Source organism: Spirillospora sp. NPDC000708 (assembly GCF_040299565.1).
Classification (GTDB): Bacteria; Actinomycetota; Actinomycetes; order Streptosporangiales; family Streptosporangiaceae; genus Spirillospora.
In genome coordinates this window covers 1-26,284 of the sequence record NZ_JBEPCJ010000104.1, presented here as the reverse complement: position 1 = coordinate 26,284, position 26,284 = coordinate 1, and the positions used below count along the sequence as shown (strand labels likewise).

Here is a 26,284-nt window from a genome sequence, read left to right as displayed (position 1 = left end):
GTCAGCCGGCCGAGCCGCCGCCGCCCAGCGTCAGCGCGAAGCCGGGCGGGATGACGAGGTCGTCGGGGTTGAGTTCGCCGACCGAGGAGTGGCCGAGCCCGAGCACGGCCGAGTCGAGGCCGCCGCGCATGATGTCCAGGACGTTCTCCACGCCGGCCTGCCCGTTGGCGGCCAGCCCCCACAGGTACGCGCGGCCGATCAGCACGGCGCGCGCGCCGAGCGCGAGGGCCTTGGCGACGTCGCCGCCGCGCCGCACGCCGCCGTCCAGCAGCACCTCGATCTGGTCGCCGACCGCCTCGGCGATCGACGGCAGGACCCGGATCGTGGCGGGCGTCGTGTCGAGGTTGTTGCCGCCGTGGTTGGACACCGACAGCGCCGTCACCCCGGCGTCCACGGCGCGCTTGGCGTCGTCGACGCGGGTGACGCCCTTGAGCAGGAACGGGCCGCCCCACTCCTCGCGCAGCCACGCGACGTCCTCCCAGGTGGGAGGCGGCGTCTGCATCCACTCGCCGTACGCGCCGAAGAAGGTCGGCGCCGGGCCGTTCGGCGGCTTCAGGTTCGGGGTGGTGAGGTCGGGGATCCGGCCCTCCTTGGCGAACTTCCACAGCCAGCCCGGGTGGGGCAGCACGCCGGGCGCGAGCTTCGCCGCCGTCCTGAAGTCGATCTTCTCCGGGATCATGGGGCTGCCCCAGTCCCGGCCGTTGGAGAACGACCAGTCGAGCGTGGCGATCAGCGCCTTCGCGCCGGCCTTCTTCGCGCGGTCGAGGCGCTGGACCATCGCGTCGCGGTCGCCGCTCCAGTACATCTGGAAGAAGACGTTCGGGTTGGCCTCCGCGACCTCCTCCACGGGCTTGCTCGCGAACGAGCTGAGCCCCATGATGACGCCCCGGTTCGCGGCGGCCCGCGCCACCGCCACCTCCCCGTCGGGGTGCACGGCCTGCACGCCGGTGGGGGAGATCAGCACGGGCATGGAGGTCTCCACGCCCATCACGGTGGTGGACAGGTCGCGCTGCGCCTTGTGGCCGACGACGCGGGGCGCGAAGCCGAGGTCGCCGAACGCCTTCGTGTTGGCGTCGATCGTCCGGCCGCGCTCCGAGCCCGCGACCAGCGCCCCGTAGACCATGTGCGGGAGCCGCCGCTTGGCCCGGCGCTGCGCCTCGGCCACGGTCTCGAACCACGGGTTCTTGAACATGTCGATGTCTCCTGAAGGGGTGGACCACGAGAGGGTCCGTTGGAGGAACCGCCGGGGAACCGCTAGGAGAGCCGGAGTCCGGCCAGCGGGTTCTCCTCGCAGGCGCTCACCGGCGGGCGCTCCGGCGGGCGGCTCATGAGCGTGACCGGCACCGGCCGCCGGCGCGGCGGCGAGGTGCGGTGCGAGTGGTCGGCGGACGGCTTCGGGATCCCGGCCCGGTCCTCGGGACGCCGCGCGAGCAGCTTCTCGCCGTGCCCCTGCACGCATTCGGGGTCGGGGCCGTCCAGCGGCAGGCCGGTGAAGAACTTGGCGGCCATGCAGCCGCCCTTGCACGTGTCGTAGAAGCCGCAGGACGCGCACGCCCCGCCGGTCTGCGGCTCGCGCAGGTTCCGGAACAGGTCCGACTCGCGCCACACGCGGGCGAACCCGCCCGGCTGCCGGATGCTGCCCGCGAGGAACTCGTCGTGGATCGCGAACGGGCAGGCGTACACGTCGCCGATCGGGTCGATGAGGCAGACGACCCGTCCGGCGCCGCACAGGTTCAGGCCGGGCAGCGCCTTGCCGTAGGCGGACAGGTGGAAGAACGAGTCGCCGGTCAGCACGCTGTCGCCGTGCGCCACCAGCCAGTCGTACAGCTCGCGCTGCTGCTCCTGGCGCGGGTGCAGCTCGTCCCACACGTCCGCGCCGCGGCCGGACGGGCGCAGCCGCGTCAGCCGCAGCTGCGCGCCGTACTCGTCGGCGATCGCCTTGAACGCGTCCATCTGCGGGATGTTGTGGCGGGTGCACACCACCGACAGCTTGAAGTTCTTCATCCCGGCATCGCGCAGGTTGCGCATCGCGCGGATCGCGGTGTCGTAGGAGCCGGGGCCGCGGACGGCGTCGTTGACCTCGGGCGTCGCGCCGTCCAGCGAGATCTGCACGTCCACGTAGTCGTTGGCCGCGAGCCGCTCGGCGACCTCCGGGGTGATCCGGACGCCGTTGGTGGAGAACTTCACGCCCACGTGGTGGGCGGTGGCGTAGTCCAGCAGCTCCCAGAAGTCGGGCCGGACGGTCGGCTCGCCGCCGCCGATGTTGACGTAGAAGACCTGCATGGCCTCCAGCTCGTCGATGACGGCCTTGCACTCCTCGGTGCTCAGCTCGCGCGGGTCGCGCCGTCCCGAGCTGGACAGGCAGTGCGCGCACGACAGGTTGCAGGCGTAGGTGAGCTCCCAGGTCAGGCAGATCGGCGCGTCGAGCCCGTACTCGAACAGGTCGACCAGCCGCGTCCCCTGCCGGGCGGGGCTCTGCGGGGCGGGCCGGTTCGTCGTGGTGGTCATGGGGTCCTTTCCACGAGCATGGAGGAGCCGGCGAGGGCGCCGAGCGCCGCGCCGAACCTCGGCAGGTCCGCCGCGGGGACGCCGGCGCGGGCGCACGCTTCCCGGGCGGTGGGCGCCTCCCCGAGGGACCGGACGACCTCCAGGAGGCGGCGGTCCTTCAGGAACGACAGCTTGCGCGTCCCGAAGTGGTAGAGGAGCGCGCCGAAGGGCTCGGGCCGCACCGAGACCTGCGGGTGCAGGTCCCAGGCGCGGTCGAGGTCGAGGTCCGGCACGGGCTGGGCCATGGCGTGCGGCCTAGTAGACGCCGCACATGCCGTCGATCGAGACCTCCTCGATCAGCGACTCGGCGACGTCGGCGTCCTGGGCGCGGTCGTCGGCCTGGTCGGCCGGCGGGTTCTGCGGAGCGTTGCTCTCCATGGGTCCTCCCTCGTGCGGCGTGCGACGGCCCGGCCGCCCCGGCGGGCGGGGCGGCTCGTACCATCGGTCCTGGACGGATACTAAATGCATCGAGTGTCATAAAGGAAGGTCCCGCTCCATGATCCGCCGGAATCGCCGGTGAGCACGCCCGCCCCGCGCCGCCCCGACGTGCTCGTGGTGGGAGCGGGCGGCAGCGGCGCCGTCCTGGCGGCCCGGCTCAGCGAGGACCCCGGATGCGAGGTGCTCCTGGCCGAGGCCGGACCGGTCCCGCGCGCGCTCTCGGACTTCCCCGGCGGCCTGCTCGACGCTCGCCTCGTTCCCGGCGCGCAACCGGGCAACGCCGCCGTCCGGACGTTCCCGGCCCTCCTCGCGCCCGGCCTGCCCTACGCGGCGGCGCGCGGCCGGTTCCTCGGCGGGTCCACCACCGTCAACGGCGGCTACTTCATCCGGGCACGGCGCGCGGACTTCGACCGCTGGTCCGTCCACGGGGACCTGTGGTCCTACGACCGGGTGCTGCCGCTCATGCGGGCGCTGGAGACCGACCTCGACTTCGGCGCCACCGCGCTGCACGGCGGCGACGGCCCCGTCCCCGTCCGCCGCACCGACCCGGGCCATCCCGCCGCCGCCGCGTTCCAGGCCGCCGCCCGGTCCCTGGGGCACCCGGACGACCCCGACAAGAACGCGCAGGCCGCGCCCGGCTCCGGCCCGGTGCCGTCGAACACGGTGGACGGCCGGCGGATCAACACCGGGATCGCCTACCTCCTCGGCGAGGCCGCGAGGCGGCCCAACCTCACCGTCCTCGGCGACTGCGTGGTGCGGTCGGTCGTGATCAAGCGCGGCAGGGCGACCGGAGCGGTGCTCGATCACGGCGGGCGGCGGACGGTCCTCGACGCGGGGGAGGTGGTCCTGTGCGCGGGCTCGCTCTCCTCGCCCCACCTGCTGCACCTGTCCGGCGTCGGCCCCGCCGACGACCTCGCCCGACACGGCGTCCCCGTCGTCCACGACCTGCCCGCCGTCGGCGCCGCGCTCAGCGACCACCCCCAGGTCACCGTGGAATGGGCCCCGCGGCGCCCGCTGCCGCCGCCGTCCGGGAGCTGGCTCGGCGGCGCCCTCCACCTGCCCTCCACCGGCGGCGCCGCGGCGGGCGACCTGGAGATCCTCCAGTCCCTCGTGCCGATCATGGGCCTGGTCGGCGGGGAGCCGGCCGCCCCCGGCGCGCCCCTGCCCCTGCTCGTCTCGGCGCTGGCGCCCCGCGCGAGCGGGACGCTCCGCACCGTCTCCGCCGACCCCGACGTCCCGCCGCGGATCACCTACGGCTACCTGGAGACCGCCGCCGACCGCCGCCGGATGCGCGAGGCCGTGCGCGCCGCGGCCGCCGTCGTCGCGGCCGACGCGTTCGGCGAGGTCTCCGGCGGCCTGGTCGACCCCCCGCCCGGCCCGCTGGACGACGACGACCTGCTCGACGCGTGGATCCTCGCCCGGCTCGGCACGTCCCAGCACACCTGCGGGACCGTGCCGATGGGCGCCGCCGTCGACGGCCACGGCCGCGTGCACGGCCTGACCGGGCTCCGCGTCGCCGACACGTCCGTCCTCCCGGACGCACCGCTGCGGGGGCCCGCCGCGACGGCCGTCCTCATCGGCGAGGTGATCGCCGGGGCCGTCCGCGCCGGCGGGTGACGCCCGCCCGCCGCGCCTCCCGCCAGGCCGACGCCTCCCGCTAGGCCGATACCGAGCCGGCGCCGTCCAGCACCGCCGACAGGCCCGCGCTCACCTGCCGCAGCGCCTCGTCCAGCACGTCGGCGAGCACCGTCTCCTCGCCGGACGCCAGCCAGAACTCGTACGCCGACACGCAGGCCGACAGCACAACGTTCCCGGCGAGCCGGGGCACCAGCGCCGACACCGGCGCGCCGGTCCGCTCGGCCACGAACGCCGTGATCACCGACCGCCAGGACGCGTACCGCAGCGTCGCGTCCGCCTGGAGCGTCGGCACCCCGAGGATCAGCTGCATCCGCTGCCGGTGCCACGGCACGTCCTGCGGGTCGAACCGGTTGAACTCGACGACGGCGCGGCGCACCGCGTCCATCATCGGGACGTGCGGGTCCGCCTCGTCGAGCAGCTCCCGCAGCCTCCGCATCTGGCCCTCGAAGTCGCCCCACACCAGGTCGTTCTTGGACGAGAAGTAGCGGAAGAACGTCCGCCGCGCGATCCCCGCCGCCGCCGCGATGTCGTCGACGGTGGTCTCGTCGAACCCCTTGCGGGCGAACAGCTCGAACGCCAGCCGCTCCAGGACGGCCGGCGAGGTCGCGCGCGGCCTGCCCATGGCCCGCTGGGGACCGGCCGTCCCGCCTTCCGAGGTCACGGCACCAGAATCCCACGCCCCGCACGGGTCCGCATCCGGAAGCCGCGCGGGGCCATGTCGAGGAGACGGGTCGGGGCCGCGCCGAGGAAGGCGGGCGGGCCGCGTCAGAAGACGGGCGTGCCGTCGCGGACGAGCCTCCAGTTCGCCACATGGAACGACGCCGGGTCGATGGTGCCGGCCGCCGACGCGTACGCCACGATCGCCTCGCGGATCGCGACCTGGGCGTTGTAGACCACCGGCGCCGTCGAGATGTGCGGGAAGCCGCCGCCGCCCGACTGGCGGTAGTTGTTCACCGCGACGACGAACTTCTGATCGTCCGCCACCGCCGTTCCGTTGAACGCGAGATCGCGGATCCGCGACCCTTCCGCCTGGGCGATGTCGATGTCGTAGGTGACCCCGGAGAACTGGTCGTAGTTGTAGTCGGGGAGGTTGTGGGCGTTCGTCCACGACGCGGGATCGACGGCGTCCCCGGCGGCGACCTGCTTGTAGTACCGCGCCGAGTATTCGAGGTAGTCCTTGATCTGCGCGCCGGTCAGGACGCTGGCGAGCAGGGTGTTGTCGTAGATGTAGAGCCCGGCGATGTCCTTGATGGTGACCTTTCCGGCGGGAAAGGTCGCGGCGCGGCTGAACGGCGCCGCGATCGACAGCACCGGAAGGGACGCGTACTCGGTGCCCGCCACCGCCTCGGTGACCTTCGCGGTCTGCACCGCGTTGACGTAGTCGAGGATCGCGGTGTCCTTCCAGCACGACTCCGCCGCCGACATCTCCTCGGTGGACGTCGCCACGACCTGGTTCACGTAGGCGACCACGGCGTCGTGCTGCTTCTTCACCAGCCCGGCGAGCGCCGGGTCCTCCTCCACGGTGTTCGTGTTCACCGTCGTCGCCGACTTCCCGACGACCTTCCACCGCCCCCGCTCGCGCCGCAGCGTCAGGTCGAAGACCGACAGCCGCTCGCCCCAGCACTTCGGCTCGCTCATCACGACCGTCTCGCCGGTCGCCTCGTTGGTGACGAACCGCTGGGGGACGTCGATGTGCGCGTGCCCGAAAAGGATCGCGTCGATCCCCGGGACCTGCTGGGCGACCATCGCGGACGCGTTCTCCACCGGAATGTCGCCGGTGTAGGACGACAACCCGCTGTCGCCCGCGTGCGCGCTGACGACCATGACGTCCACGCCCTGCGCGCGCACGATCGGGACCCATTTCTTGGCCGTCTCGACCAGGTCCAGGAAATCGAGCTTCCCGGACACGTTCGCCTTGTCCCAGATCGCGACGCCCGGGTTCGTCAGCCCCAGCAGCCCGACCCGGATCGGCGGATGCCCCGGGACGCGCATCCGCTTGATGATGTACGGGCGGAACGCCGGACGGTCGGTGCCCGCGTGCACGGCGTTGGCCGCCAGCACCGGCGCGTCCATCTGACTGATCCACTTGTTCAGGAACGGCAGCCCGTAGTTGAACTCGTGATTGCCGAGCGCCACCGCGTCGAATCCGATGGCGTTCATCTGCAACGCCATCGGGTGCGTCAGGCCCGTCTTCGTGATGGGCTCCACGGTCGCGTAGTAGAAGCCGAGCGGGGTCCCCTGGATGGTGTCCCCGGCGTCGAAGAGCAGCGTGCGCTCCCGCCCGCGCGCAGCGCGGATCCGCTTCACCAGGCTCGACACCCGCGCCAGCCCGACCACGTTCCCCGCGCTGTCGCTGTACGCGGCGTCCTTGTAGTAGTCCCAGTTCACCGCGTTGCTGTGGAGGTCGGACGTGCCCATGACGGTGATGGTCACGTCGCTCTCCGGCCGCCTGCCCGGCGCCGCGGCCTCCGCCGTCCCGGGCCATCCCGCGAGGGCCAGCGCGCCCGCCGCCGTCAGCCCGCCCAGCGCCTGCCGGCGGCTGATGCCGGGCCGGTGCCCGTGGTCGCCGCCGGCCTCGTCCGGCACCCGGCACGAACACCAGCGCGGCGCCGGTCCCTGCGGTTCGTCCATCGCACGTCCTTCCAAGGGCTCCAAGTGAGACGACCCGCAACCCTAGGCCCGCCGCGCCGGGCCGGAGCCGGTGAGAATCCCCGATCCTGGGCCCCGATCGTTGGCAATCCCCGTCCTTGCGCCGCGCCGCCCGGAGCAGGTGTGCGACCGTCCTGACCGGGCAGAGCAGGCGCGTGAGCACCAGTGCGCTGATCGTCGTCGACATGCTGAACCCCTACGGCCACCAGGACGCGGGCCTGCTCACCGCGAGCGTGGAGCGGACGATCGAACCCCTGCGGCGGCTGCTGGAGCGCGCCCGCGAGCGCGACGACGTGCGCCTGCTGTACGTCAACGACAACCACGGCGACTTCACCGCCGACCGGCACGACCTCGTCCGCCGGGCGCTGGACGGCGAGCGTCCCGACCTGGTCGAGCCGATCCTGCCGCCGGACGACTGCCCCTTCCTGGCCAAGGTCCGGCACAGCGCCTTCTACGGGACGGCGCTGGAGTACCTGCTCTCCCGCGAAGGCGTGGAGGAGATCATCCTCGCCGGGCAGGTCACCGAGCAGTGCGTGCTCTACAGCGCCCTGGACGCCTACGTCCGGCACTTCAAGATCAAGGTGGTCCGCGACGCGGTCGCCCACATCCACCCCGACCTCGGCTACGCCGCGCTCCGCATGATGGACCTGAACATGCGCGCCGAGATCGTCACCGCCGCCAAGTGCCTCTGACGGGGCGGGACGCGGCGGGGAGGGGCGCGCCGCGGCCCGTGGAACGATGAGCGCGTGACCGTCGAGGCGACGACCGAGCGGGTGCTGCGGCTGCTGGGGCTGCTCCAGCGCCGGCCGTCCTGGACCGCCGCCGAGCTGGCGGCGGAACTGCGCGTCACCGACCGCTCGGTGCGCCGCGACGTGGAGCGGCTGCGCGCGCTCGGCTACCCCGTGCACGCCGTGCCGGGCGTCGGCGGCGGCTACCGGCTCGGCGCGGGCACCCGGCTCCCGCCGCTGCTGCTCGACGACGAGGAGGCGATCGCGACGGCGGTCTCGCTGCGGCTGGCGGCGGGCGGGACGGTCGCCGGGGCGGGAGAGGCGGCGCTGCGCGCGCTCGCGAAGCTCGACCAGGTGATGCCGCCCCGGCTGCGCGCCGAGGTGCGGGCGGTGCACGGCGCCACCGAGACCCTCGTCGGTCCCGGCGCCGTCGTCGACGCGGAGGTGCTGGTGACGCTCGCGCGGGCCTGCCGCGACGCGCTGCGGGTGCGGTTCCGGTACGCGGCCCGCGACGGCGCCGAGCGCGAGCGCACGGTGGAGCCGGTCCGGATGGTCGCGACCGGCCGCCGCTGGTACCTGATGGCCTGGGACGTCGACCGGGACGGCTGGCGGACCTTCCGGCTGGACCGGATGCGCGAGGTGGCGGCGACGACCTGGCGCTTCGCGGCGAGGGAGCATCCGGACCCGGTCGACTACGTGCGGCGGTCGGTGGCCGAGGCGCCGTACCGGCACCTCGCCCGGATCCGGGTGCACGCCCGTCCGGGCCGGGTCCGGGAGCTGGTGCCGCCCGAGGTGGGCCGGGTGGAGGACGGCGGCGACGGGTGGTGCGTGCTCGTCGTCGGCGCCGACGACCTGGACCGGATCGCCGTGCGCGTCGCCCGGCTGGGCTTCGAGACGGAGGTGCTGGAGCCGCCGGAGCTGCGGGAGGCGGCCGCCCGCCTCGCCCGCCGCCTCGCCGCGATGGCCGGGCCCGACGAGATGCAACAGTGATGTACAACGCCGTTGTATATCGGTCGGACCCTCGCTAGCCTGCCGCCATGCCCGACACTGCAGCCCCCTTCGCGCCCGCTCTGACCTTCGCCTTCGAGATCCGCGCCGACCTCGCCCCGACCCTGCACGTGGGCCACGGCGCGGGGGAGAGGACCGAGTTCACCCCCCATCACCGGCGGCACGGTCGACGGCCCGCTGCTGCGCGGGACCGTCCTGCCGGGCGGCGGCGACTGGTCGAGCACCCGCGGCGACGTCTGCCAGCTAGACGCCCGCTACCTGCTCCGCGCCGAGGACGGCGTGGTCATCGACATCGTCAACCGCGGCTACTACCACGAGGCCGGCGACTCCCCGGAGCAGTTCGACGGCGACCTCCAGGTGTCCGCGCCCGGCGTCTACTACCGGACCTCGCCCGTCTTCCGCACCGACGCGCCGGCGCACCTGTGGCTCGCCCGGACCGTCTTCGTCGGCCTGGCGCGCGCTTCGGACCCCGAGGCCGTCTTCATTCGCATGTACGCCCTCCTCTGACCCGCCCCGCCGAAGCGCGCCCCCGCTCGCCGAAACGCCCGTCGCGGGCGGTGGTCAGTTCGGTCGGCGGGCGGGGCAGTGCTCGCCGGTCCGCAGGTTCGCGGTGGCGGCGGTGATGACGGTGTCGAGCCTGTCCCGGGCGCCGGACAGGTCGCTGATCCGCCGGTCGATGCGCTCGCGTTCCGCGGCGAGCCGGTCGAGGAGCTCCGGCGTGGCCTCGCCGTCCACGACGCAGGGCAGCAGCTCCAGGATCGACCTGCTCGACAGCCCGGCGCCGTACAGCTGCTGGATCAGCAGGACGCGGTCGACCGCCCCGTCCGGGTAGTGCCGCTGGCCGCTGGGGCTGCGCTCCGCGGCGAGCAGGTCCTGCTCCTCGTAGTACCGCAGGGCGCGGACGCTCACGCCCGTCCTGGCGGCGAGCTCGCCGATCCGCATCATGCCTCCCGGTGTGATCCCGGCCACGCCACTTGCCTCTGACGTCAGCGTCAGCTTTTAGCGTAGCCGCGAAGTCGCACCCGCCGCGTCAGCGGCCGGAAGGGAAGAGCCATGACCGAAACCGCAACACAGGCCCTCGATATCGCTTCTGATCGGCCCGTCCCCGTCGTCTCGGTGAAGCCGGTGGTGCTGCCGCCGCCGGGACCCGGCGCGGACCCGCGCAGGGAGGACCTGCGCGTGCGCGTCTCCGCGCCCGCGACCGGCGACGCCCTGCCGATCATCGTGTTCTCGCACGGCTTCGGGTCGTCGCTGGAGGGCTACGGCCCCCTGACCGACTACTGGGCCGCCCGCGGGTTCGTCGTGATCCAGCCCACCCACCTCGACTCGAGGACGGTGGCCCTGCCCGAGGACGACCCCCGGACGCCGCGGATCTGGCGGTTCCGGGTCGAGGACCTGAAGCGCGTCCTCGACCACCTCGACGTGCTGGAGGCCGCCGTCCCCGGCCTCGCCGGACGCCTCGACCGCGACCGCGTCGCCGCGGCCGGGCACTCGTTCGGCGGCCAGACGGCGGGCAACCTGCTGGGCCTGCGCGTCCTCGACCCCGTGACCGGCGAGGGCGAGGACCTCTCCGATCCCCGGGTCAAGGCGGGCGTCCTGCTCGCCACCGCCGGGCGCGGCGGAGCCGACCTCACGCCGTTCGCGGCCGAGCACTACCCCTTCATGAACCCGACCTTCGCGCACATGACCACGCCGGCCCTCGTGGTCATGGGGGAGCGGGACGACCTCCCGCTGACCGTCCGCGGACCGGACTGGACGGCCGACCCGTACCACCTGAGCCCCGGCGGCAAGAGCCTGCTCACGGTGTACGGGGCGGAGCACTCGCTCGGCGGGATCCCCGGCTACGAGGCCAGGGAGACGACGGACGAGGACCCGGAACGGCTCGGCCTCGTCCAGCGGCTCACCCTGGCCTACCTCCGCCACGCGCTCGGCATCGACGACTCCGGCTGGACGGCGGCGTGCAGGGAGCTGCTGGAAGACGACGATCCGCTCGGACGCGTCGAATCCAGGTGATGCGCCGCGCCCGCGCCGCGCCCGCGCCGCGCCCGCGTCGCTCACGCCGTCGCGAGCCACTCCTCGAACGTGGTCGGCGCGATGCGGGCGCCCTCGCCGGGCAGCAGGACGTTGCCCGCCATGTCCGTGCCCAGCGGCCCCGCCCAGGTCGGCACGAGCTTCACCGTGCGGCCGCGCGCCTGGTGGGTGCGGCGCGCCATGTCCACCAGGTCCTGCGGCTCCGGCCCGGCGAGGTCGGGGCAGCGGCCCTGCGGCGCGCCCGCGGCGACCTCGGCGAGGACGTCGGCGACGTCGGCGGGTGCGACCGGCTGGACGAGCAGCGGCGGGATCGCGGCCACGCCGTCCCGCTCGGTCCAGCCGGCGAGCATCGCGGCGAAGTCGTGGAACTGGGTGGCCGGGACGATCGACCACGGCACCGGCCCCGCGGCGACCAGGCGCTCCTGCTCGCGCTTGCCCGCGTAGTGCGCGTTGCCCTCGACGCGGTCGACCCCGGCGATCGACAGCAGGACGTGGTGGCCGACCCCGGCGCGTTCCTCGGCGGCGAGCAGGTTCCTGGTGGCGGCGGTGAAGAAGGCGACCGTCTCGGCCGGGTCGGCCGCCGTCGCGTTCGTGGCGTCGACGACCGCGCCGACGTCGGCCAGGGCCGTGTCGAGCCCGTCGCCGGTCACCAGGTCGACGCCGAGCGAGCGGCTGATCCGCACGACGTCGTGCCCGGCCTTCTGGAGAGCGGCGACGGTGAGCGCCCCGATGTTCCCGGTCGCGCCCGCTACGGCGATCCGCATGATGACCCCTCCTCGTCTCTGGACCGGACTGCACAGTATCTCGGACTAAAAGGATCCGCAATATCCGTGATAGGTAGGATCGGGGCATGAAGCTGCCCGTGAGCACCGAATGGCTCCTGCACTGCGCCGCGACGCTGGCCCAGCTCGACCCGGGCGCGACCGCCTCGGCGGCCCAGCTCGCGCAGTACTACGACCTGCCGGCGCCCTACCTCGCCAAGCAGCTCCAGACGCTGGTGAAGAGCGGCGTCCTGGCGGCGGCCACGGGCCCGCGCGGCGGGTTCCGGCTGGCCCGTCCCGCCTCGGAGATCACGCTCCTGCAGATCGTCGAGGCGGTCGACGGGGCGTCCTCGCCCTACGAGTGCCGCGAGATCCGGCAGCAGGGGCGCGGTGCCCTGCGCCCCGAGGACTGCCAGGAGACCTGCGTCCTCGCCGCGAAGATGGCCGAGGCGCACGAGGCATGGCGGCAGAGCCTCGACGCCACCTCGCTCGCCGACATCCTCGCCACCCTGCCCGCGTCCGCCCCCGACCGCACCCGCCGGCGCATGGCTGGCACGGCGTAGCCGAGGGCGCTACGGCGACCGGAGCGCGTCGCGCTCGCGCACACCGCCGCCGGTGTCGCTGCCGAGAGAGGGCGCCCGTCCCGCCCACCACGGCAGCGGAACGGCGGCCAGCCCCGCGACGGCGGCCACACCGAACGCGATCCGCATCCCGGCGACCGAGTAGCCGGTGCCGGCCCAGGCCAGGGTGGCCAGCGCGGGACCGAGCGAGAAGCCCAGCTGCCGCGCGAGGCTCTGCGCCGCCCCGGCCGTCCCCTGGAGCGCGGACGGCGCGCGCGCCATGAGCATCGCGAAGCTCGGACCGGCGAACAGGCCGGTCCCCGCCCCCACCACGGCCAGCCGCCACCCCAGATCGCCGCCCGCCGGGACGAGCAGGAGCACGCCCGCCGTCGTGACCGCCGCGCCCGCCGCGGCCGTCCGGGACGTCCCCCAGCGGTCGCCGAGCAGTCCGCCGACCGGACCGGCCGCGACCATGGCCGCCGGCATCGCCAGGATCGTCGCCGCCGCGTCCACCGGCGACAGGTGCAGGACCCGCTGCAGGTAGAACGGCGCCAGGAACTCCACCAGCGAGATGACCAGCGCGTTCAGCATGATCGCTGCCACCGGCGCCGCCGCGGGCCGGAACCGCGCGAGCCGCCGGAAGGGCGCGCTGGTTTGCGTCCGCCACCACCAGGCGAGCGGCGGGACGGCCGCGAGGGCGAGCGCGAGCCAGGCCGGCCCCCGGCTCGCCGACAGCGAGAGCGCCAGCAGCAGCGCCGTCGCGGCGGCGGCCAGCAGCAGCGCCTCCGCCGCGAACGCGCGGTCGGGACGGGCGAGCGCGTCGCGGTCCAGGCTCGCCAGCGCGATCGCGATCACCACGATCCCGGCGGGCACGTTGATGTAGAAGATCCAGGGCCAGCCCCACGCCTGCACGATCAGGCCGCCGAGGACGGGCCCGCTGACCGCGCCGAGCGGCCCCAGGGTCATGACGAGCGCGCTCGCCCGTCCCGCGAGCTCCGGCCGGACGGCCCGCACCGTCACCGCCGGGACCAGCGCGAACAGCACCGCCGCGAACGCCCCCTGCACCACCCGCGCCGCCACCAGCGCGCCGAGGCCGGGCGCGAGGCCCGCGGCGAGGCTGCTCAGCGTGAAACCGCCGGTCGCGAGCACGAGCGCGGCCCGCGGACCCGTCCGGTCGAGCCACCGCCCGGCGGGCAGGCTGAGCGCGACCAGCGGCACCAGGTAGCCCAGGACGGCCCACTGCGCCGCGGCCGTGCGGACGCCGAGGGCGCGCTCCACGGCCGGCAGCGCCACGGCCACGATGCTGGTGTCCAGCGTGGCCATGAACACGACGAGCCCGCACCCGACCACGGGCCACCAACGGTTCCTCTCCATCGACCCTCCAAACTGCACACCGCGTGTACTTCAAAAAATTACACACTGCGTGCAGTTAAGGCCAGGGTCCGGGCTGAGAGCATGGGGGGCATGGCGAGGTCGATCGAGGAGCCGCGGAACGCGCGCAGCCGCCGGTCGCGGGCGGCGCTGCTGCGCGCGGCACGCGAACTCGTCGAGGAGCACGGCATGGCGGCGACGACCATGGCGGCCGTCGCGGAGCGCGCCGGGGTGTCGCGGCGCGCCGTCTACCTGCACTTCGCGTCCCGCGCCGAGCTGATCAGCGAGCTGTTCGACTACGTGAACGAGGTCGAGGACATCGAGGGCCGGTTCGCCCCGGTGAGCGACGCGCCCGACGCGGTCGCCGCCTTGGAGCACTTCGCGCACCGGCACGCCGCGTTCATGCCGCGCATCCTCGCGGTGTCGCGCGCGGTGGAGCGGGAGGCGGGCGACGACCCGGACGCGGCACGGCACTGGGCCACCGCGATGTACTGGCGCTACGAGACGAACCGGGCGCTCATCGCCCGCCTGGACGCCGAAGGCGTCCTCGCGCCCGGCTGGACCGTCGACACCGCCACCGACATGCTGCTCGCGCTCATCTCCAACGGCGTCAGCGAGACCCTCCTCGTCGACCGCGGCTGGACACCGGAGCAGATAGGCGACCACATGGCCCGCCTCCTGCACTCCACCTTCGTCGCCCCCCACACCCCGCGCTGAGGCGATCGGTGAACGCGGAGAGCCCGACCTCGAACGCTTCGTGTTGCCGGACGCGGACGGGGCAGGGTCTCCCTCGCCGATGGCGGCTGCGCGCGGGACGGGGAACGGAAGGCGGAACGAGATGGCCTCCTCTGTACCGGTGCGCCCGGCCTCGCTGAGCAGGGCCGACATCGCGGATCTCCCGGAACGGGTCGGCGGCCCGGTGGTGCTGCCCGGCGACGCCGGCTACCCGGCTGAATGTGCCACCTTCAACCTGCTGACCCCGGTACGTCCGGCGGTCGCGGTCGGCGCGACCGGCGCGGACGACGTCCTGGCCGCGGTGCGGTTCGCCGCCGAGCGGGACCTACCGGTGGCCGTCCTCGCCACCGGACACCAGATGGCCCGCTCCGCCGAGGGGGCGGTGCTGATCAACATGTCCCGGATGGGCGCCGTCCGCGTCGACCCCGGACGGAGGGTCGCGCGCGTCGAGGGCGGAGCCCGCTGGCGCGACACCCTCGACGAGGTCGGCGCCCACGGCCTCGCCCCGATCAGCGGCGGCTCGTCCAGCGTCGGCGTCATCGGCTACCACCTCGGCGGCGGGGCGAGCCCGATCATGGGCCGCCTCCACGGATACGCCGCCGACCACGTGCGGGCGATCGAGGTCGTGACCGCGGACGGCGAGGCGCGCCGGGCCACCCCGTCCTCCGACCCGGACCTGTACTGGGCGCTGCTCGGCGGAACGGGCAACTTCGGCGCGGTCACCGCCCTGGAGTTCGCGCTCTTCCCCGTCCGCCGGTTCTACGGCGCCGGACTCTTCTTCGCCGGCGAGCACATGGCGCGGACGTTGCACGCCTGGCGGGAATGGGCACGCGGCCTGCCGAGGGAGATGAGCTCGTCCGTCGCCTTCCAGCGCGCTCTGCCCACGATGCCGGAGCCGCTCCGCGGACGGTTCGTGATGCACCTGCGGTTCACCTCGCTCGGACCGCGGGACGAGGCGGAACGCGCTTTCGAACCGATGCGCCGGATCGCGCCGGCGCTGCTGGAATCGGCCACCGAGCCGCCCTACCGCGAGGCCGCCTCGCTGTTCCTCGACCCGCCCGGCCCTTTCCCCTGGGTCGAGCGCTCGGGAATGCTGCGGGACTTTCCCGGCGAGGCGGCCGAGGCCCTCCTCGCCGTGGCGGGTCCCGATACGGAAAGCGAACTCAGCCTCGTCGAAGTGCGCCGCCTTGGCGGAGCCATGGAAGCGCCACCGGCCGTCCCCAACGCGGTTCCCGGCCGGGACGCGGGATGGTCGGTGCTGGGCATCGGCGGAGGCGACGCGGGCAAGGCCGCGCTCTTCCAAGAGCAACTGGACACCCTGGTCGACGCGCTCGCCCCCTGGACCATGGACGAGCGAATGCCCAACCTTCTCGGCGCACGGGAAGCCGCCACTCCGCAAGCCCTACGCGTGATCTACGGCCGCGAACGGTACGACCGCCTCGCCGCCGTCAAGAAGCGCTACGACCCGCGCAACCTGTTCCGCATGAACCACAACATCACGCCCGCCGACCGCGTCGATGGCGGGCGGCCCAAGGATTCTTGATGCCTTGTTGGCCGCGCCCGGGGCGATATCGCGGGGTTTCGGGAAACCACCACGCTGTCCGCGGATCGATCGTGAGGGGAGTTGCCCGGTGCCCACCCAACGCACCAGCCGAAAGCCCGCAACGGGAAGCCAGCCATGGGTGCACGTCGATAGCGGGGAGATCCAGAAGTTCGGCACGGTCCGGATGTTCCCGCTCGGCCTGTCGTTCGAGGCCCGGATGTACTCCTGCGAGAGGCTCAACCAGGTTCTGGCCGACACCCAGATCCTCCACAGCCTCTACAAGAAGCATCACTGGCTGATGCGCGGGCCGACCTTCTACCAGCTCCATCTCCTGCTCGACAAGCATGCCGAGGAGCAGCTCAAGCTGGTGGACCTGATCGCCGAGCGGGTGCAGACCCTCGGCGGCGTCGCGGTCGGCGACCCCCGCCACGTCGCGGAGATCACCGCCGTGCCGCGCCCGCCGAACGGCGCCGAGGAGGTCCCCGCGATGCTGTCGCGGCTGCTCGAGGCGCACGAGACGATCCTCGTCACGGCCCACGAGGTCGCCGCCCGCGCCCAGGAGATGGGCGACGACGGCACGAACGACCTGCTGGTCTCCGACGTCATCCGCACCGGCGAGCTGCAGGCCTGGTTCCTGATCGAGCACCTGGTCGACACCCCGCTCGTCGAGGCCCCGCACAACGGCCCCGCCCGCTGACCCGGGCCCCGTTCGGCGTGCGCTTCACGGCCGCACGTCCCAGGTCGCGCGGCGTGTGACGGCGACGCTCCACGGCACCGCGAGCAGGACGACGAGGGCGAGGCCGATCGGCAGCGGTGCCGGCCGCGCCGCGGCCAGGGCCGGGCAGAGGACGGCCACGACGGCGCAGGTGCGGACCAGCAGGCGGTAGAGGGACCGCTTGTCGTCCCAGGCCTGCAGGGACGACGCGATGCCCATGGCCGCGGCGAGCACCAGTGCGGTGGCCGCGCAGAGCAGCCATGCGAGGGGTGCCGGGGTCCGTCCGCCGTGGGCGTGCTCGACCAGGCTCGGCATGGTCGCGCCCATGGCGGTGACCGCGGCCGTGAACGGCAGGTGCGTGATGATCCACCGGACGGTCGACGCGCGGGCCGGCCGCGGCGGGCGGTGGCCGACGAAGTCGAAGTACGTCCACCACGCGCCGAATCCGATGACGACGGCGACGAGGCCGACGGCGATCGTCAGCGCGTCCGCCGGCTCGTGGGCGAGCCCGTCGACGACGCCGACGACCGTCTCGCCGAGGACGATGATGATGAACAGGCCGAACCGCTCGATGAGCGCGGACGTGACGACGAGGCCGGGCGGCGCCTTCCCGATCATGGCGCTGAACCCGGCCAGGTAGGCGGCGTCCAGCAGGAGCCAGGCGGTGACCCGCGCGTCGGGCGGCAGCCGGGCCGTCGCCGCCAGGACGACCGCGCAGGCGCCCGTCCCGGCCACGAACAGCAGGCTGGACCGGCGGAACCGCGGCTCGGACGGGCGGCCGGCCAGGTACCAGATCAGGGCGAGGACCGCGAACAGCACCGCGGCGCCGACCGGGAACGCGACGGCGCCCCGGTCGCCGGCCCGGGGGATGAACGCCCCCAGCGGCACCAGCGCGAGGAGCTGCGCCAGCAGGACCGTGCGGCTCCGGGCGTCCTCGCGGCCGTGCAGGTCGTGGTACAGGCTGCCGTTGAGCCAGGCGATCCAGACCAGCGTGAACACCGCGCCGAACTCGGCGAGCCCGCGCCAGGTCAGGTGCCCGGCCAGCTGATGGGCGGCCTGTCCGACGAGCACGACCACGACCAGGTCGTAGAACAGTTCGAGCGGGCCGACGTCCCGTTGGAGCGGCTGCTCCCCGTGCGGCCGCGGCGGCTGCCACAGCCGTTGGCGCAGTCGCGCCCAGCGCTCGCGTCTCTCGGACATGGCGGACGCGGATCAGCGCCGCGCCGCAGCGCCGGACTCCTCAATGCACATGAAGCGACGGTAGCCCACCGAGGCACCGGGAGCGCCCCGTGCCGGCGCGCGTCGCCGAGCCGTGCGTCAGGTGAGCCGCTCGCGCTTGGAGTCGGCTTCCGCGCGTACCTCGTCGGCGAAGTCGCCGTCGTCCTCCGAGGCGTCCTCCTGGTAGATGAGCCAGCAGCCGCGGATGCCGTCGAGGATGTCCTCCAAGAGATCGTGCGCGGGGCGAGCGGGGTCCAGGGGAGTGGTGCGGAGCCTCTTGAGCAGCGTGCCGCGGAACCCCGGGTCATGGTGATGCCGGGCGAGGATCTCGGCTTCGCCGACGTGCTCGAGGAGCTCGTCGAGGTCGGGGATCCGGCCTTCCGCGACGATCATCGCCCCCCGGATCAGGGTGGTGACCGTCTCGTAGGGGCTGAGGCCGAGTTCGAGCTGTTCCAGCACGAGGGTCGGGGTCTCGTGCGCGAGGGCCTCGATGCCGTCCGCCTCCTGGATGATCTCCGTGGTCGCGTAGCCGGTCGTCTCGGACGTCACGTCGGCCGCGGCCTGCAGCCAGTGCGCCGCCGCGATGGCCGCGGCGGCGGGCTCGACCTCCGTGAACAGGCTCGGGCCGCCGAACGGGTTCGCATGGAGGATCCTGTCGGCGGCCTGGACCTGGACGGGCGAGGCATCGGCTCGCGTGAGAGCGAGGGCCTGCCGGGCGCGCCCGGTGAGGTCGCCGAGCTCGGCCTGCTCGATCGCCTCCAGCTCGTCCCGCACCTCAACGCCGACCCGCCTGCTCAACTCCGCATCGCCGATGTCGTGCAAGGCACGGCCGACCCGGTGCGCGCACTCCTCAACGGGGTTGTACGACACGGTGAGCGTGCCGTCGGAGGGCAGGTTCGGCTTGGCCAAGGCCTCCGCCACACTCCCGAACGCTTCCCGTTCCTGTCGGCGTCGCCCGACCTCGCCGTTCACCTCCTGCACGTCCGCGGCGGACGCCGGATGGGTATAGGTGCGCCAGGCCCGGCCGGACAACCGCGTCAAGGCCCGAGCGAGATGCCGGACCGCGTCGGAGGGGACGTCACCCGGAAGCTCGGCGAAGGTGCGGGCCGCGCAGCCCGAGCCCGTTTCCCAGAACGCGACGATCGCGTGACGTTCCTCGTCGAAGGCGTAAGTCGTCACAGCTCCCCTCCCTCAGCACCACCTACGGTGCCACCCGCCGAGCCGAACCGCGACACGAACACCCACCCCAGGCCACTGCGAGGGGTGGGTGCGCGTGGCCGCTGCCGTTCCCGGCGTGCGACGGGTCAGCCGTTGGGGAGGATCACGGCGCGGCCGTTGACGCGGCCCGCGTGCAGGCGCTCGTACGCCTCGGGTGCCTCGTCGAGCGAGTACGTCTCGACGTGCACGTCCACGACCCCGGACCGCGCCAGCTCCAGCACCTCGATCAGCTCGGCGCGGCTTCCCCAGTAGGGCGCCCGCACCGACGCGTCGTACGGGACGACGCCGAACCCGAGCTGCGCGATGCCGCCGCCGATCCCGACGATCAGCACGTCCGCCTCCACGCCCGCGACGGCCGTCGCCGTCGCCACCGTCGGCGGCGCCCCGACGAAGTCGAAGACCGCCTGCGCCCCGAGCCCGCCGGTCAGCTCCCGGACCCGCGCCGTCGCCCGCTCGTCCGACAGCACCGTCTCGTGCGCGCCGACCGTCCGGGCCAGCTCCAGCTTGTCCTCCGACACGTCCAGCGCGATCACCCGCGCCGGGCTCAGCGCCCGCAGCACCTGGATCGCCACATGCCCGAGCCCGCCCGTCCCGATCACCACCGCGGCGCTGCCCGGCACCAGCTTCGGCAGCGCCCCCTTGATCGCGTGGTACGGCGTCAGCCCCGCGTCCGTCAGCGGGACGTTCCGCACCGGGTCCAGCCCGCCGAGCGGCACCAGGTGGCGGGCGTCATCGACCAGCAGGTACTCGGCGATCGCGCCGGGCGCGCCCAGCCCCGGCGGCCGGATCTCCAGCTCCTCCGCCCGCAGGCAGTAGTTCTCCTTGCCCTGCGCGCACATCAGGCACGTCCCGCATCCCCACGGCCCGTAGACGGCGACCGACTCCCCGATCGCCACCCCCTCGACACCGTCCCCGAGCGCCTCCACCGTTCCGGCGCCCTCGTGCCCGAGCGTCAGCGGCAGCGGGAACGCGAGCTGCTCCGCCGGCCAGCTCATCACCGCGATGTCGGAATGGCAGACGCCCGCCGCCGTGACCTTCAGCAGGACCTGCCCCGGTCCCACGACGGGGTCCGGCACCGTCACGACCTCCGGCGCACCGCCCACCTCGCGATACTGCACCGCCTTCATGGCACCCCCTCCGACGACGGCCGCCGCCCCGGACGGCCTTCTCCCTCGCCGCAGGGCATGCCCCCGAACAGGGCGTTCCACCCGCCCCGGAGGGCGGTTCACCCGGAAGCCGGTTCGGCGGGGCTCCCGCCGTCCTCCCGGCGGACGCATTCGATCCAGTACCGGCCGTCCTCGTCCCGGTGGGCGCCGTGGATGTCGGTGGCGATGTCCGGGAAGGCGCGGTCGAACTCCTCCAGCGCCCGCAGGTACGTCATCACCGGCCCGTCGTCGGGCCCGGTGGCCTCTCCCGGCATCAGCATCGGGATCCCTGGCGGGGTGACGACGACCGTGGCGGCGCAGATCCGTCCGGCCAGCCGCTCCAGCGGCACCCGCTCGGTGCCGGACCGGATGAGGCGCTGGTAGCAGTCGCCGGGCGTCAGCGCGGGCTCCGGCAGGTCGGTGAACACCCGGTCGAGCAGCGTCCCGAGGTCCGACCCGCTCAGCCGCAGATGGGCCTGCTCGCAGTACCGGCGCAGGCCGACGCCCTCGGGCCCGAAGCCGGGCACCATCTCGCGCAGCGGCACGTCGTCGTCATAGGCGTTCTTGAAGTCGACGAGGGCGTCGATCAGCGTCCCCCACTTGCCCTTCGTGATGCCGATCGAGAACAGGACGAGCAGCGTGTAGTCACCGGTCTTCTCCACCACGATCCCGCGTCGCCGCAGGTAGGCGGCCACGACCGGCGCGGGGACGCCCCAGCGGGCCGGCCCGCCCGCCGCGTCGGCGCCCGGGCAGGTGATCGTCACCTTGATCGGGTCCAGCAGGCAGTAGCCCTCGTCGAGGCCGTCGAACCCGTGCCAGGACGCGCCCGGCTCCAGCGTCCAGCAGGAGGGCTCGGTGCACAGCAGCTCCGGGTCGGCGTCCTTGAACGGCACCGTCGTGCCCGTGCGCGGATCTGTCACGGCCGGCGGCTGCCACACGCCGAAGAACCACGGCGGACGCGCGTCGTCCGACCGGATCTGCGCGGCCACCCGCACCATGGCCTGCCGGAACCGCACCGCCTCCACGATCGCCTCGCCGGTGAGGAAGGGCCCGGACGGCCCGTCCATCATCGCCGCCGCCACGTCCAGCGACGCGATCATCGGATACAGCGGCGACGTCGAGGCGTGCATCAGATAGGTCTCGTTGAACCGGTCGTAGTCCACCGGTGCCCGCTCCGACGACCGGACGTGCAGCATCGACGACTGCGACAGCGCCGCCAGCAGCTTGTGCGTCGACTGGGTCGCGAACACCGTGGGACGTCCTGGCCCCGGCATTGCCCGCTCGTCCACCGCCATCCCGTACCGGCGCTCGTACATCCGGTTGAACCGCGCGTACGCGAACCACGCCTCGTCGAAATGGACGCGCGGGACGCTCTCGCCCAGCAGCCCCGCCACCCGCACCGCGTCGTAGCACAGCCCGTCGTACGTCGAATTCGTGATCACCGCGTACGAGGGCTCCGGCCCGGCAGCGCCGCCGGCGAGCGGATGACCGGCGAGCCGCCCCCGGACGGCGTCCCGCCGCAGAGCCCCCGGCGGGACCGGCCCGGCCAGCCCCAGCCCGTTGCGCTCCGGCACCAGGTACACCGGCCGGGCACCGCTGATCGTCAGCGCGTGCTGGATCGACTTGTGGCAGTTCCGATCCACCAGCACCAGCTCGTCACGGGCGATCGCGTGGTGCCCGACGATGCGGTTGGCGGTCGAGTTGCCGTTGACCACGAAGAACGTCCGCTCGGCCCCGAACACCCGGGCTGCGTTGCGCTCGGCGTCCCCGATGGGCCCGGTGTGCTCCAGCGGCGACCCCAGGTCCGTCACGGAGATCGACAGGTCGGTTCGCAGCAGATGCTCGCCGAAGTAGTCGAAGAACGCCCGCCCCACCCCCGTCTTGAGGAACGCGACGCCCCCCGCGTGCGCCGGGGTGTGCCACGAGTACCGGTGGTCCTCGTCGAACCGGCGCAGCGCGGCGAAGAACGGAGGCAGCCGGCTCTCGGCGTGCTCCTCCGCGGCCCGGCTGATCCTTCCCGCGATGAACGCGGGCGTGTCCTCCAGCGGGTACACCAGCCCGCAGATCACCTCGTACACCCACAGGGGCACGTCCCGGACGCCGCCGTCGCGCATCATCAGGAACACCGGCAGCCCGTGGAAGCGTCCGGTGATCCCGCCGAGCACCTGGTCGGCGTCCTGCACCGCCCACTCGGCGAGGACCGCCGCGAGCGTCGCGTCCGACCGCAGCACCGCGAGCGCGTCCTCGGTCCGGTGGGTCCACCGCACCCGCAGCCCGTGCCGCTCCATCTCGCCGCGCACGTCCCGCAACTGCTCGGCGGCCACGGAGTCGGCGTCGGCCCGCTCGCCCGCCGCGATGAGAACCGTGTGCTCCAAGGGGGCTCCTAGGCTCGGAACGAGAACCCGGTCGCCGCCAGTAGTACAACAATCACCGTGCGTGCAGACAGGCTCCGGCAGCCAACTGTCACCCACCGGTCTCATCCGCCACCGGACGCCTCGCGCCCCACTCGGTCGGGCTGGCGGGATTCGAACCCACGACCCCTGGCACCCAAAGCCAGTGCGCTACCAAACTGCGCTACAGCCCGCGACACGCCGCCGTCCCCGGCGACCCGTGAAGTCTAATGCCGATCAGGCCCGTCCGCCTCGCTCAACCCGGCATTACGACCGCGGACCCGTTCGCTCCCCGTCACCCGGTACGCTACCGTTGACGATCGAGGGCCCAGCCGGCCCTCCAACCCCTCGCGGGCGTAGCTCAATGGTAGAGCCCCAGTCTTCCAAACTGGCTACGCGGGTTCGATTCCCGTCGCCCGCTCTCTAATTTCTCCAGGTCAGAGCCCTATGGGCCGATCTTGAGAACCCCTTCCAAGATCATTTGTCACCCATTTGTCACTGGGATCGGGCACGCCTGAGCACCATCCTGGTTCATCTGCGAACCTTCACGATCATGGCCTGGCGACACCCGGCAAAGATCACCACAGGCACGGACCTGGCACCCTCAACACCGAAGGCCCGGTCCTCCAACGGAGAACCGGACCTTCGCTCGCTGGACGTCCGCTAGCTCGGCTCGATACCGAGAAGCCGGCGGAGGTCGACCGTCACGACGCGGTAGCTGGCGCCGATGCGGATGACCTTGCAGGGGAACTCGCCTCGGCGGGCGAGCTGGTAGGCGCGCGTGCGTCCGAGCCCGATGGCGCGGGCGGCAGTCTCGACACTGATGGTGGTGGGGAGGGCGAGGAGCTCGTCCTGGCTCATCTGTTTCACGGCTCAGACTCCCTTCCGGGAGCTGCCGAACCATCTCGCCCGTAGCCCTCGGCTTTTTGGAGGCGTCACCCGTGGCGCGTCTCGGCGGCTCGGGGCGGCGGGAGCCGCTTCGGTGGCAGTGCCGCTGAGTGGTGGTGCGCTGCTTGCGGGCGGCGATCCTGTGCCCTGGACGTGGTTGATCGCGCTTCGGGCCTGGTTGATGGCTTCGCCGCATCCGGCGCCCAGGTGGCGGGCGTGGAGGATGGCGCGGCCGAAGTCGTCGAGTGCCCCGTCGAGGCTCCCGCCGTGGTCACGGACGAGGTGTCCGTCCGCGTGCTGGCGCGTGAGGAAGCGTTCGAGTTGAAGGAGAAGGTGGTCGAGCTCGGTGACGGCTGTGTGCACGGCGTCCAGAACGGCGCGGACGGTCGCGGGTCCGGCAAGGCCGTCCGGCTCCTCCACGGCCTGCTTCAGCGAGCGGACGGCTCGTTCCAGATCCTCAGCGAGCTGTTCGGGCTCGTGGTCAACCTGGGCGTTGCGGCTGATCGCGCTGGGGTTGGAGGTCATGGGTGCACTCCTTGGGGTGCAGACCCTCTATGGGAGGGCCAGAGCTGTTCGTGGACATGGCCCGTCCTTCCTGTGAGGAGCGGCAGATAGATGCTCTGCCGCTTCATGACGTTGTTTACGCTCCGTGATTGTGCCTGTGCCTCGATCTTGACTCCAGCACTCCAGAGGCACCGGCGAGTCTCGCCCTCGGCAGGTCAGCGCCTGGGCGCGCCGCTACGACGCTGGGGCGCCTGAGGTGGACGAGCAGAGGATGCGGCGGTCGAGCCCAGTCCTTCGGCCAGCGGTACGGGGAAGGCTTCGGCTGCGAGCCTCGCCATCGCCCGCCCCTCGTCGAGGGTTTCCGCGAGGCGTGGCGGCACCGGTGCGGTCGGCCCAGTCACCGTTCGTCGGACGGCGTGTAGCCGCCCTGCGGCCTGGCGTGCGGCATCGGCTTGGGCGAGGCGTTGCTGGGCCAGGCGGTGCTCGGCCGTCGCTTCGATGAGATCGGCGAGGTTGGCGATGAGGAACAGCAGGTCGACGGTGAGGTTCCTTTTGTGCTCGCGTCGATCTCCCCAGTGAACGTTAGTGATTGCGAGTGTGCGCGCTACCGCGCGCAGGGCAGTTCCATACGGGGTGACCGGTGGCGGGCGGCCGAACGGTTCTCGGGCGGCGCGGTCGTAGAAGTCGGCAGCCTTGGCCAGTTTGCGGTTGCCGGTGATGTCTGCAGTGACGTGCAGGACATCAGAGGCCGCCACTGCCAGATCGGCACGGACACCAGGATCGCGGAACTCGCGCATTTGCCAAGCCGCCGTACCGGCCGCTTGAGCGGCCTCCCGATAGGCGGCGGTCTGCAACCGGTGGTCGGCCGACGGACCCGGGGCCCACCGGCGCGAGGGGGCAGCGGGCTGACGGATTGCGCCGTCGTTCCACCGGAGGCGCAGCTTGGGCAAGGTGAGGTCATCGGCGAGCTTGCCGCCGGAGAAGAAGACCGGCGCCCCCTCCGAGTTGGTGTATTCGGGCAAGGCAACGGCGTATCCCGTCACCTCGCCGGGCGTGCGGACGCTGAATCTCAGCCGGACCGTCAGCCCGCGTTCGCGCAGGCCAGCGAAGAACGCGTCTTCGCTGTCGGACGAGGCAGCGACCGTGGCCACCTGCCGACGCAACGCGGTACGAGGAGGCTCCTCCAACCCGGCGCGTTCGGTCCGTTCCATCTCAGCACGTGTGGGGCGGGGCGCCGCCGTCCGATCCGCGGGCGCGGTACGGCAAAGTCCATACCGTTCCTCGACGACCTGGCACGCCTTGCGCGCCTTGAGGTAGTCGCGGGTGATGTTCGGCCGCCGGCCATCCTCTCGAGCGAGCGTGGCCACGACGTGGATGTGATCGTCGGCGTGCCGCACGGCGATCCACCGGCACGCCTCCGGATCTCCGCGTAGGGCGATGCCGGTCTGGTGCATCAACTCCTCGGCGACGTCGGCCCACTCATCATCCGTCAGGTGCCGGTCAGCAGGGGCCGCCCGCAGCGAGCATTGCCAGACCGGCCCCGCCGGCTGGCTTCGCCGCATCGTGTCCAGCGGAGACCGCAGCGCCTCGCCCAGCGGCCGAAGGTCGCGCTTGCCGTCCGCGTGTTTCGCTGGTTCCAGTGCGGCCGGGTGCCGGTACCCGGCGACGAGGTGGGGGTTGGCGTGCTCGTTGCGCTTGCCCGGCCCGTACAAGTACCGCAGCAGGTTCCCAACGTCGGTGCCGCGCGTGACCCTCGCGATCACGGCAGCCGTCTGCCGAGTTCGACGATGACGGCTTCAGCCCGCCGCACCACCTGAAAGCAGTACGCCGCCAACCACGCCACCGACTCCGGGACCTCGTTGTAGGCATTGGCATGGCGCACGAGCTGGTTGAGGTTGACCCCGACCGCATTCACCTGACGGCTGGCATTCCGCAGTTCGGCATGCAACGCGACGAGCGCCCCGTCCACCGGCCGCTGCTCGCGGATCGCAGTACGAACCGTCTTCACGACGAAGGCGCTACATGCGAGCCCGGCTCGCGTCGCCGCGTCGTGGAACTCTTCGTACTCCTGGTCGCAGACGCGGATTCTCAGTTCCCGATCTCGCCGCCGCCCTCCGCCGAGCTTCGCTCGCCGCTGCAACGGCTCCGTCCCGTCGCCGCCTCGTTTGGATGTCGTCATGCACCTCCGCTCCTGGCT

Annotated in this window: 26 protein-coding genes and 2 tRNA genes; 10 read left to right on the top strand and 18 right to left on the bottom strand. The window is 72.9% G+C overall.

Going from position 1 to position 26,284, the window contains the following annotated elements; translation table 11 throughout:
- Nucleotide 1: 1 nt before the first annotated feature.
- From mftD to mftA, 4 genes are all read right to left on the bottom strand, one after another.
- Nucleotides 2-1,192: a pre-mycofactocin synthase MftD gene (mftD, locus tag ABT299_RS44595; RefSeq protein WP_387031087.1), complete on the bottom strand. Its 1,191-nt coding sequence runs from the start codon at nucleotides 1,190-1,192 to the stop codon at nucleotides 2-4.
- A 62-nt stretch (nucleotides 1,193-1,254) separates the two neighbouring features.
- Nucleotides 1,255-2,508: a mycofactocin radical SAM maturase gene (gene mftC / locus ABT299_RS44590; protein WP_190865226.1), complete on the bottom strand. Its 1,254-nt coding sequence runs from the start codon at nucleotides 2,506-2,508 to the stop codon at nucleotides 1,255-1,257.
- The gene (mftB, locus tag ABT299_RS44585) at nucleotides 2,505-2,792 is read right to left on the bottom strand and encodes a mycofactocin biosynthesis chaperone MftB (RefSeq protein ID WP_190865217.1); all 288 of its coding nucleotides are present in this window, start codon (nucleotides 2,790-2,792) and stop codon (nucleotides 2,505-2,507) included. Before mftB ends, mftC begins: the two co-directional genes overlap by 4 nt.
- A 10-nt stretch (nucleotides 2,793-2,802) precedes the next feature.
- Nucleotides 2,803-2,925, bottom strand: a complete 123-nt coding sequence (gene mftA, locus ABT299_RS44580) for a mycofactocin precursor MftA (protein WP_190865215.1) — start codon at nucleotides 2,923-2,925, stop codon at nucleotides 2,803-2,805.
- A gap of 138 nt (nucleotides 2,926-3,063) precedes the next feature.
- Here mftA and mftG point away from each other — a divergent pair, with 138 nt between their 5' ends.
- A complete protein-coding gene (mftG, locus tag ABT299_RS44575; protein WP_500254497.1) occupies nucleotides 3,064-4,602 on the top strand; it encodes a mycofactocin dehydrogenase MftG in 1,539 nt (512 codons plus the stop codon).
- Between the two features lie 40 nt (nucleotides 4,603-4,642).
- Here the strand turns inward: mftG and mftR are convergent, their stop codons facing one another.
- A complete protein-coding gene (mftR, locus tag ABT299_RS44570) occupies nucleotides 4,643-5,284 on the bottom strand; it encodes a mycofactocin system transcriptional regulator MftR (protein WP_387031080.1) in 642 nt (213 codons plus the stop codon).
- Between the two features lie 104 nt (nucleotides 5,285-5,388).
- Nucleotides 5,389-7,254, bottom strand: coding sequence for a bifunctional metallophosphatase/5'-nucleotidase (locus tag ABT299_RS44565; protein WP_387031079.1), 1,866 nt, complete (start codon nucleotides 7,252-7,254; stop codon nucleotides 5,389-5,391).
- Nucleotides 7,255-7,427: 173 nt separating this feature from the next.
- On the opposite strand from ABT299_RS44565, the gene ABT299_RS44560 reads away from it, so the two are divergent.
- The 3 genes from ABT299_RS44560 (at nucleotide 7,428) to ABT299_RS44550 (ending at nucleotide 9,515) form a co-directional block, all read left to right on the top strand.
- A complete protein-coding gene (locus ABT299_RS44560; protein WP_190865209.1) occupies nucleotides 7,428-7,964 on the top strand; it encodes an isochorismatase family protein in 537 nt (178 codons plus the stop codon).
- 54 nt (nucleotides 7,965-8,018) lie between these two features.
- Entirely contained in the window at nucleotides 8,019-8,990 is a 972-nt protein-coding gene (locus ABT299_RS44555) for a helix-turn-helix transcriptional regulator (RefSeq protein WP_387031076.1), read from the top strand.
- Nucleotides 8,991-9,158: 168 nt separating this feature from the next.
- A complete protein-coding gene (locus ABT299_RS44550) occupies nucleotides 9,159-9,515 on the top strand; it encodes a DUF3237 domain-containing protein (protein WP_387031152.1) in 357 nt (118 codons plus the stop codon).
- A gap of 54 nt (nucleotides 9,516-9,569) precedes the next feature.
- Here ABT299_RS44550 and ABT299_RS44545 read toward each other — a convergent pair whose 3' ends face one another.
- Entirely contained in the window at nucleotides 9,570-9,950 is a 381-nt protein-coding gene (locus tag ABT299_RS44545) for a MerR family transcriptional regulator (protein WP_387031150.1), read from the bottom strand.
- 111 nt (nucleotides 9,951-10,061) lie between these two features.
- On the opposite strand from ABT299_RS44545, the gene ABT299_RS44540 reads away from it, so the two are divergent.
- Nucleotides 10,062-11,021 carry an alpha/beta hydrolase family protein gene (locus ABT299_RS44540; RefSeq protein ID WP_500254496.1) on the top strand — a complete coding sequence of 320 codons (960 nt, stop codon included), beginning with the start codon at nucleotides 10,062-10,064 and terminating at the stop codon, nucleotides 11,019-11,021.
- A 41-nt stretch (nucleotides 11,022-11,062) separates the two neighbouring features.
- On the opposite strand, the gene ABT299_RS44535 is transcribed toward ABT299_RS44540, so the two are convergent.
- On the bottom strand, nucleotides 11,063-11,803 hold the full coding sequence (locus tag ABT299_RS44535) for an SDR family oxidoreductase (protein WP_500254495.1): 741 nt from the start codon (nucleotides 11,801-11,803) through the stop codon (nucleotides 11,063-11,065).
- 86 nt (nucleotides 11,804-11,889) lie between these two features.
- On the opposite strand from ABT299_RS44535, the gene ABT299_RS44530 reads away from it, so the two are divergent.
- The gene (locus ABT299_RS44530) at nucleotides 11,890-12,363 is read left to right on the top strand and encodes an RrF2 family transcriptional regulator (protein ID WP_190865197.1); all 474 of its coding nucleotides are present in this window, start codon (nucleotides 11,890-11,892) and stop codon (nucleotides 12,361-12,363) included.
- 9 nt (nucleotides 12,364-12,372) lie between these two features.
- Here the strand turns inward: ABT299_RS44530 and ABT299_RS44525 are convergent, their stop codons facing one another.
- Nucleotides 12,373-13,734, bottom strand: coding sequence for an MFS transporter (locus ABT299_RS44525; protein ID WP_500254494.1), 1,362 nt, complete (start codon nucleotides 13,732-13,734; stop codon nucleotides 12,373-12,375).
- 90 nt (nucleotides 13,735-13,824) lie between these two features.
- Between ABT299_RS44525 and ABT299_RS44520 the strand changes: the two genes are divergently transcribed.
- From ABT299_RS44520 to ABT299_RS44510, 3 genes are all read left to right on the top strand, one after another.
- Entirely contained in the window at nucleotides 13,825-14,448 is a 624-nt protein-coding gene (locus tag ABT299_RS44520) for a TetR/AcrR family transcriptional regulator (RefSeq protein ID WP_190865192.1), read from the top strand.
- A gap of 121 nt (nucleotides 14,449-14,569) precedes the next feature.
- Nucleotides 14,570-16,009: an FAD-binding oxidoreductase gene (locus tag ABT299_RS44515; protein ID WP_500254493.1), complete on the top strand. Its 1,440-nt coding sequence runs from the start codon at nucleotides 14,570-14,572 to the stop codon at nucleotides 16,007-16,009.
- A gap of 184 nt (nucleotides 16,010-16,193) precedes the next feature.
- The gene (locus ABT299_RS44510) at nucleotides 16,194-16,706 is read left to right on the top strand and encodes a Dps family protein (protein WP_241756282.1); all 513 of its coding nucleotides are present in this window, start codon (nucleotides 16,194-16,196) and stop codon (nucleotides 16,704-16,706) included.
- A 24-nt stretch (nucleotides 16,707-16,730) separates the two neighbouring features.
- On the opposite strand, the gene ABT299_RS44505 is transcribed toward ABT299_RS44510, so the two are convergent.
- The 5 genes from ABT299_RS44505 to ABT299_RS44485 form a co-directional block, all read right to left on the bottom strand.
- Entirely contained in the window at nucleotides 16,731-17,924 is a 1,194-nt protein-coding gene (locus ABT299_RS44505) for a low temperature requirement protein A (protein ID WP_500254492.1), read from the bottom strand.
- Between the two features lie 117 nt (nucleotides 17,925-18,041).
- On the bottom strand, nucleotides 18,042-19,121 hold the full coding sequence (locus tag ABT299_RS44500) for a hypothetical protein (protein WP_500254491.1): 1,080 nt from the start codon (nucleotides 19,119-19,121) through the stop codon (nucleotides 18,042-18,044).
- A 125-nt stretch (nucleotides 19,122-19,246) separates the two neighbouring features.
- Nucleotides 19,247-20,287, bottom strand: coding sequence for an NAD(P)-dependent alcohol dehydrogenase (locus ABT299_RS44495; RefSeq protein ID WP_190865182.1), 1,041 nt, complete (start codon nucleotides 20,285-20,287; stop codon nucleotides 19,247-19,249).
- Nucleotides 20,288-20,385: 98 nt separating this feature from the next.
- Nucleotides 20,386-22,680, bottom strand: a complete 2,295-nt coding sequence (locus ABT299_RS44490) for an Orn/Lys/Arg family decarboxylase (protein WP_500254490.1) — start codon at nucleotides 22,678-22,680, stop codon at nucleotides 20,386-20,388.
- Between the two features lie 135 nt (nucleotides 22,681-22,815).
- Nucleotides 22,816-22,889 (bottom strand) — tRNA-Pro (locus tag ABT299_RS44485).
- A gap of 156 nt (nucleotides 22,890-23,045) precedes the next feature.
- Here ABT299_RS44485 and ABT299_RS44480 point away from each other — a divergent pair.
- Nucleotides 23,046-23,116, top strand: a tRNA-Gly gene (locus ABT299_RS44480).
- Between the two features lie 242 nt (nucleotides 23,117-23,358).
- On the opposite strand, the gene ABT299_RS44475 is transcribed toward ABT299_RS44480, so the two are convergent.
- The 4 genes from ABT299_RS44475 to ABT299_RS44460 form a co-directional block, all read right to left on the bottom strand.
- Nucleotides 23,359-23,556: a helix-turn-helix domain-containing protein gene (locus tag ABT299_RS44475; protein ID WP_346048737.1), complete on the bottom strand. Its 198-nt coding sequence runs from the start codon at nucleotides 23,554-23,556 to the stop codon at nucleotides 23,359-23,361.
- Between the two features lie 12 nt (nucleotides 23,557-23,568).
- The gene (locus ABT299_RS44470; protein ID WP_500254489.1) at nucleotides 23,569-24,108 is read right to left on the bottom strand and encodes a hypothetical protein; all 540 of its coding nucleotides are present in this window, start codon (nucleotides 24,106-24,108) and stop codon (nucleotides 23,569-23,571) included.
- Nucleotides 24,109-24,302: 194 nt separating this feature from the next.
- Nucleotides 24,303-25,850 (bottom strand): relaxase/mobilization nuclease domain-containing protein, encoded by a 1,548-nt coding sequence (locus tag ABT299_RS44465; protein WP_500254488.1) that lies wholly within the window; start codon nucleotides 25,848-25,850, stop codon nucleotides 24,303-24,305.
- On the bottom strand, nucleotides 25,847-26,284 hold a 438-nt coding region (locus tag ABT299_RS44460), incomplete at its 5' end, for a hypothetical protein (protein WP_500254487.1). The genes ABT299_RS44465 and ABT299_RS44460, both read right to left, overlap by 4 nt.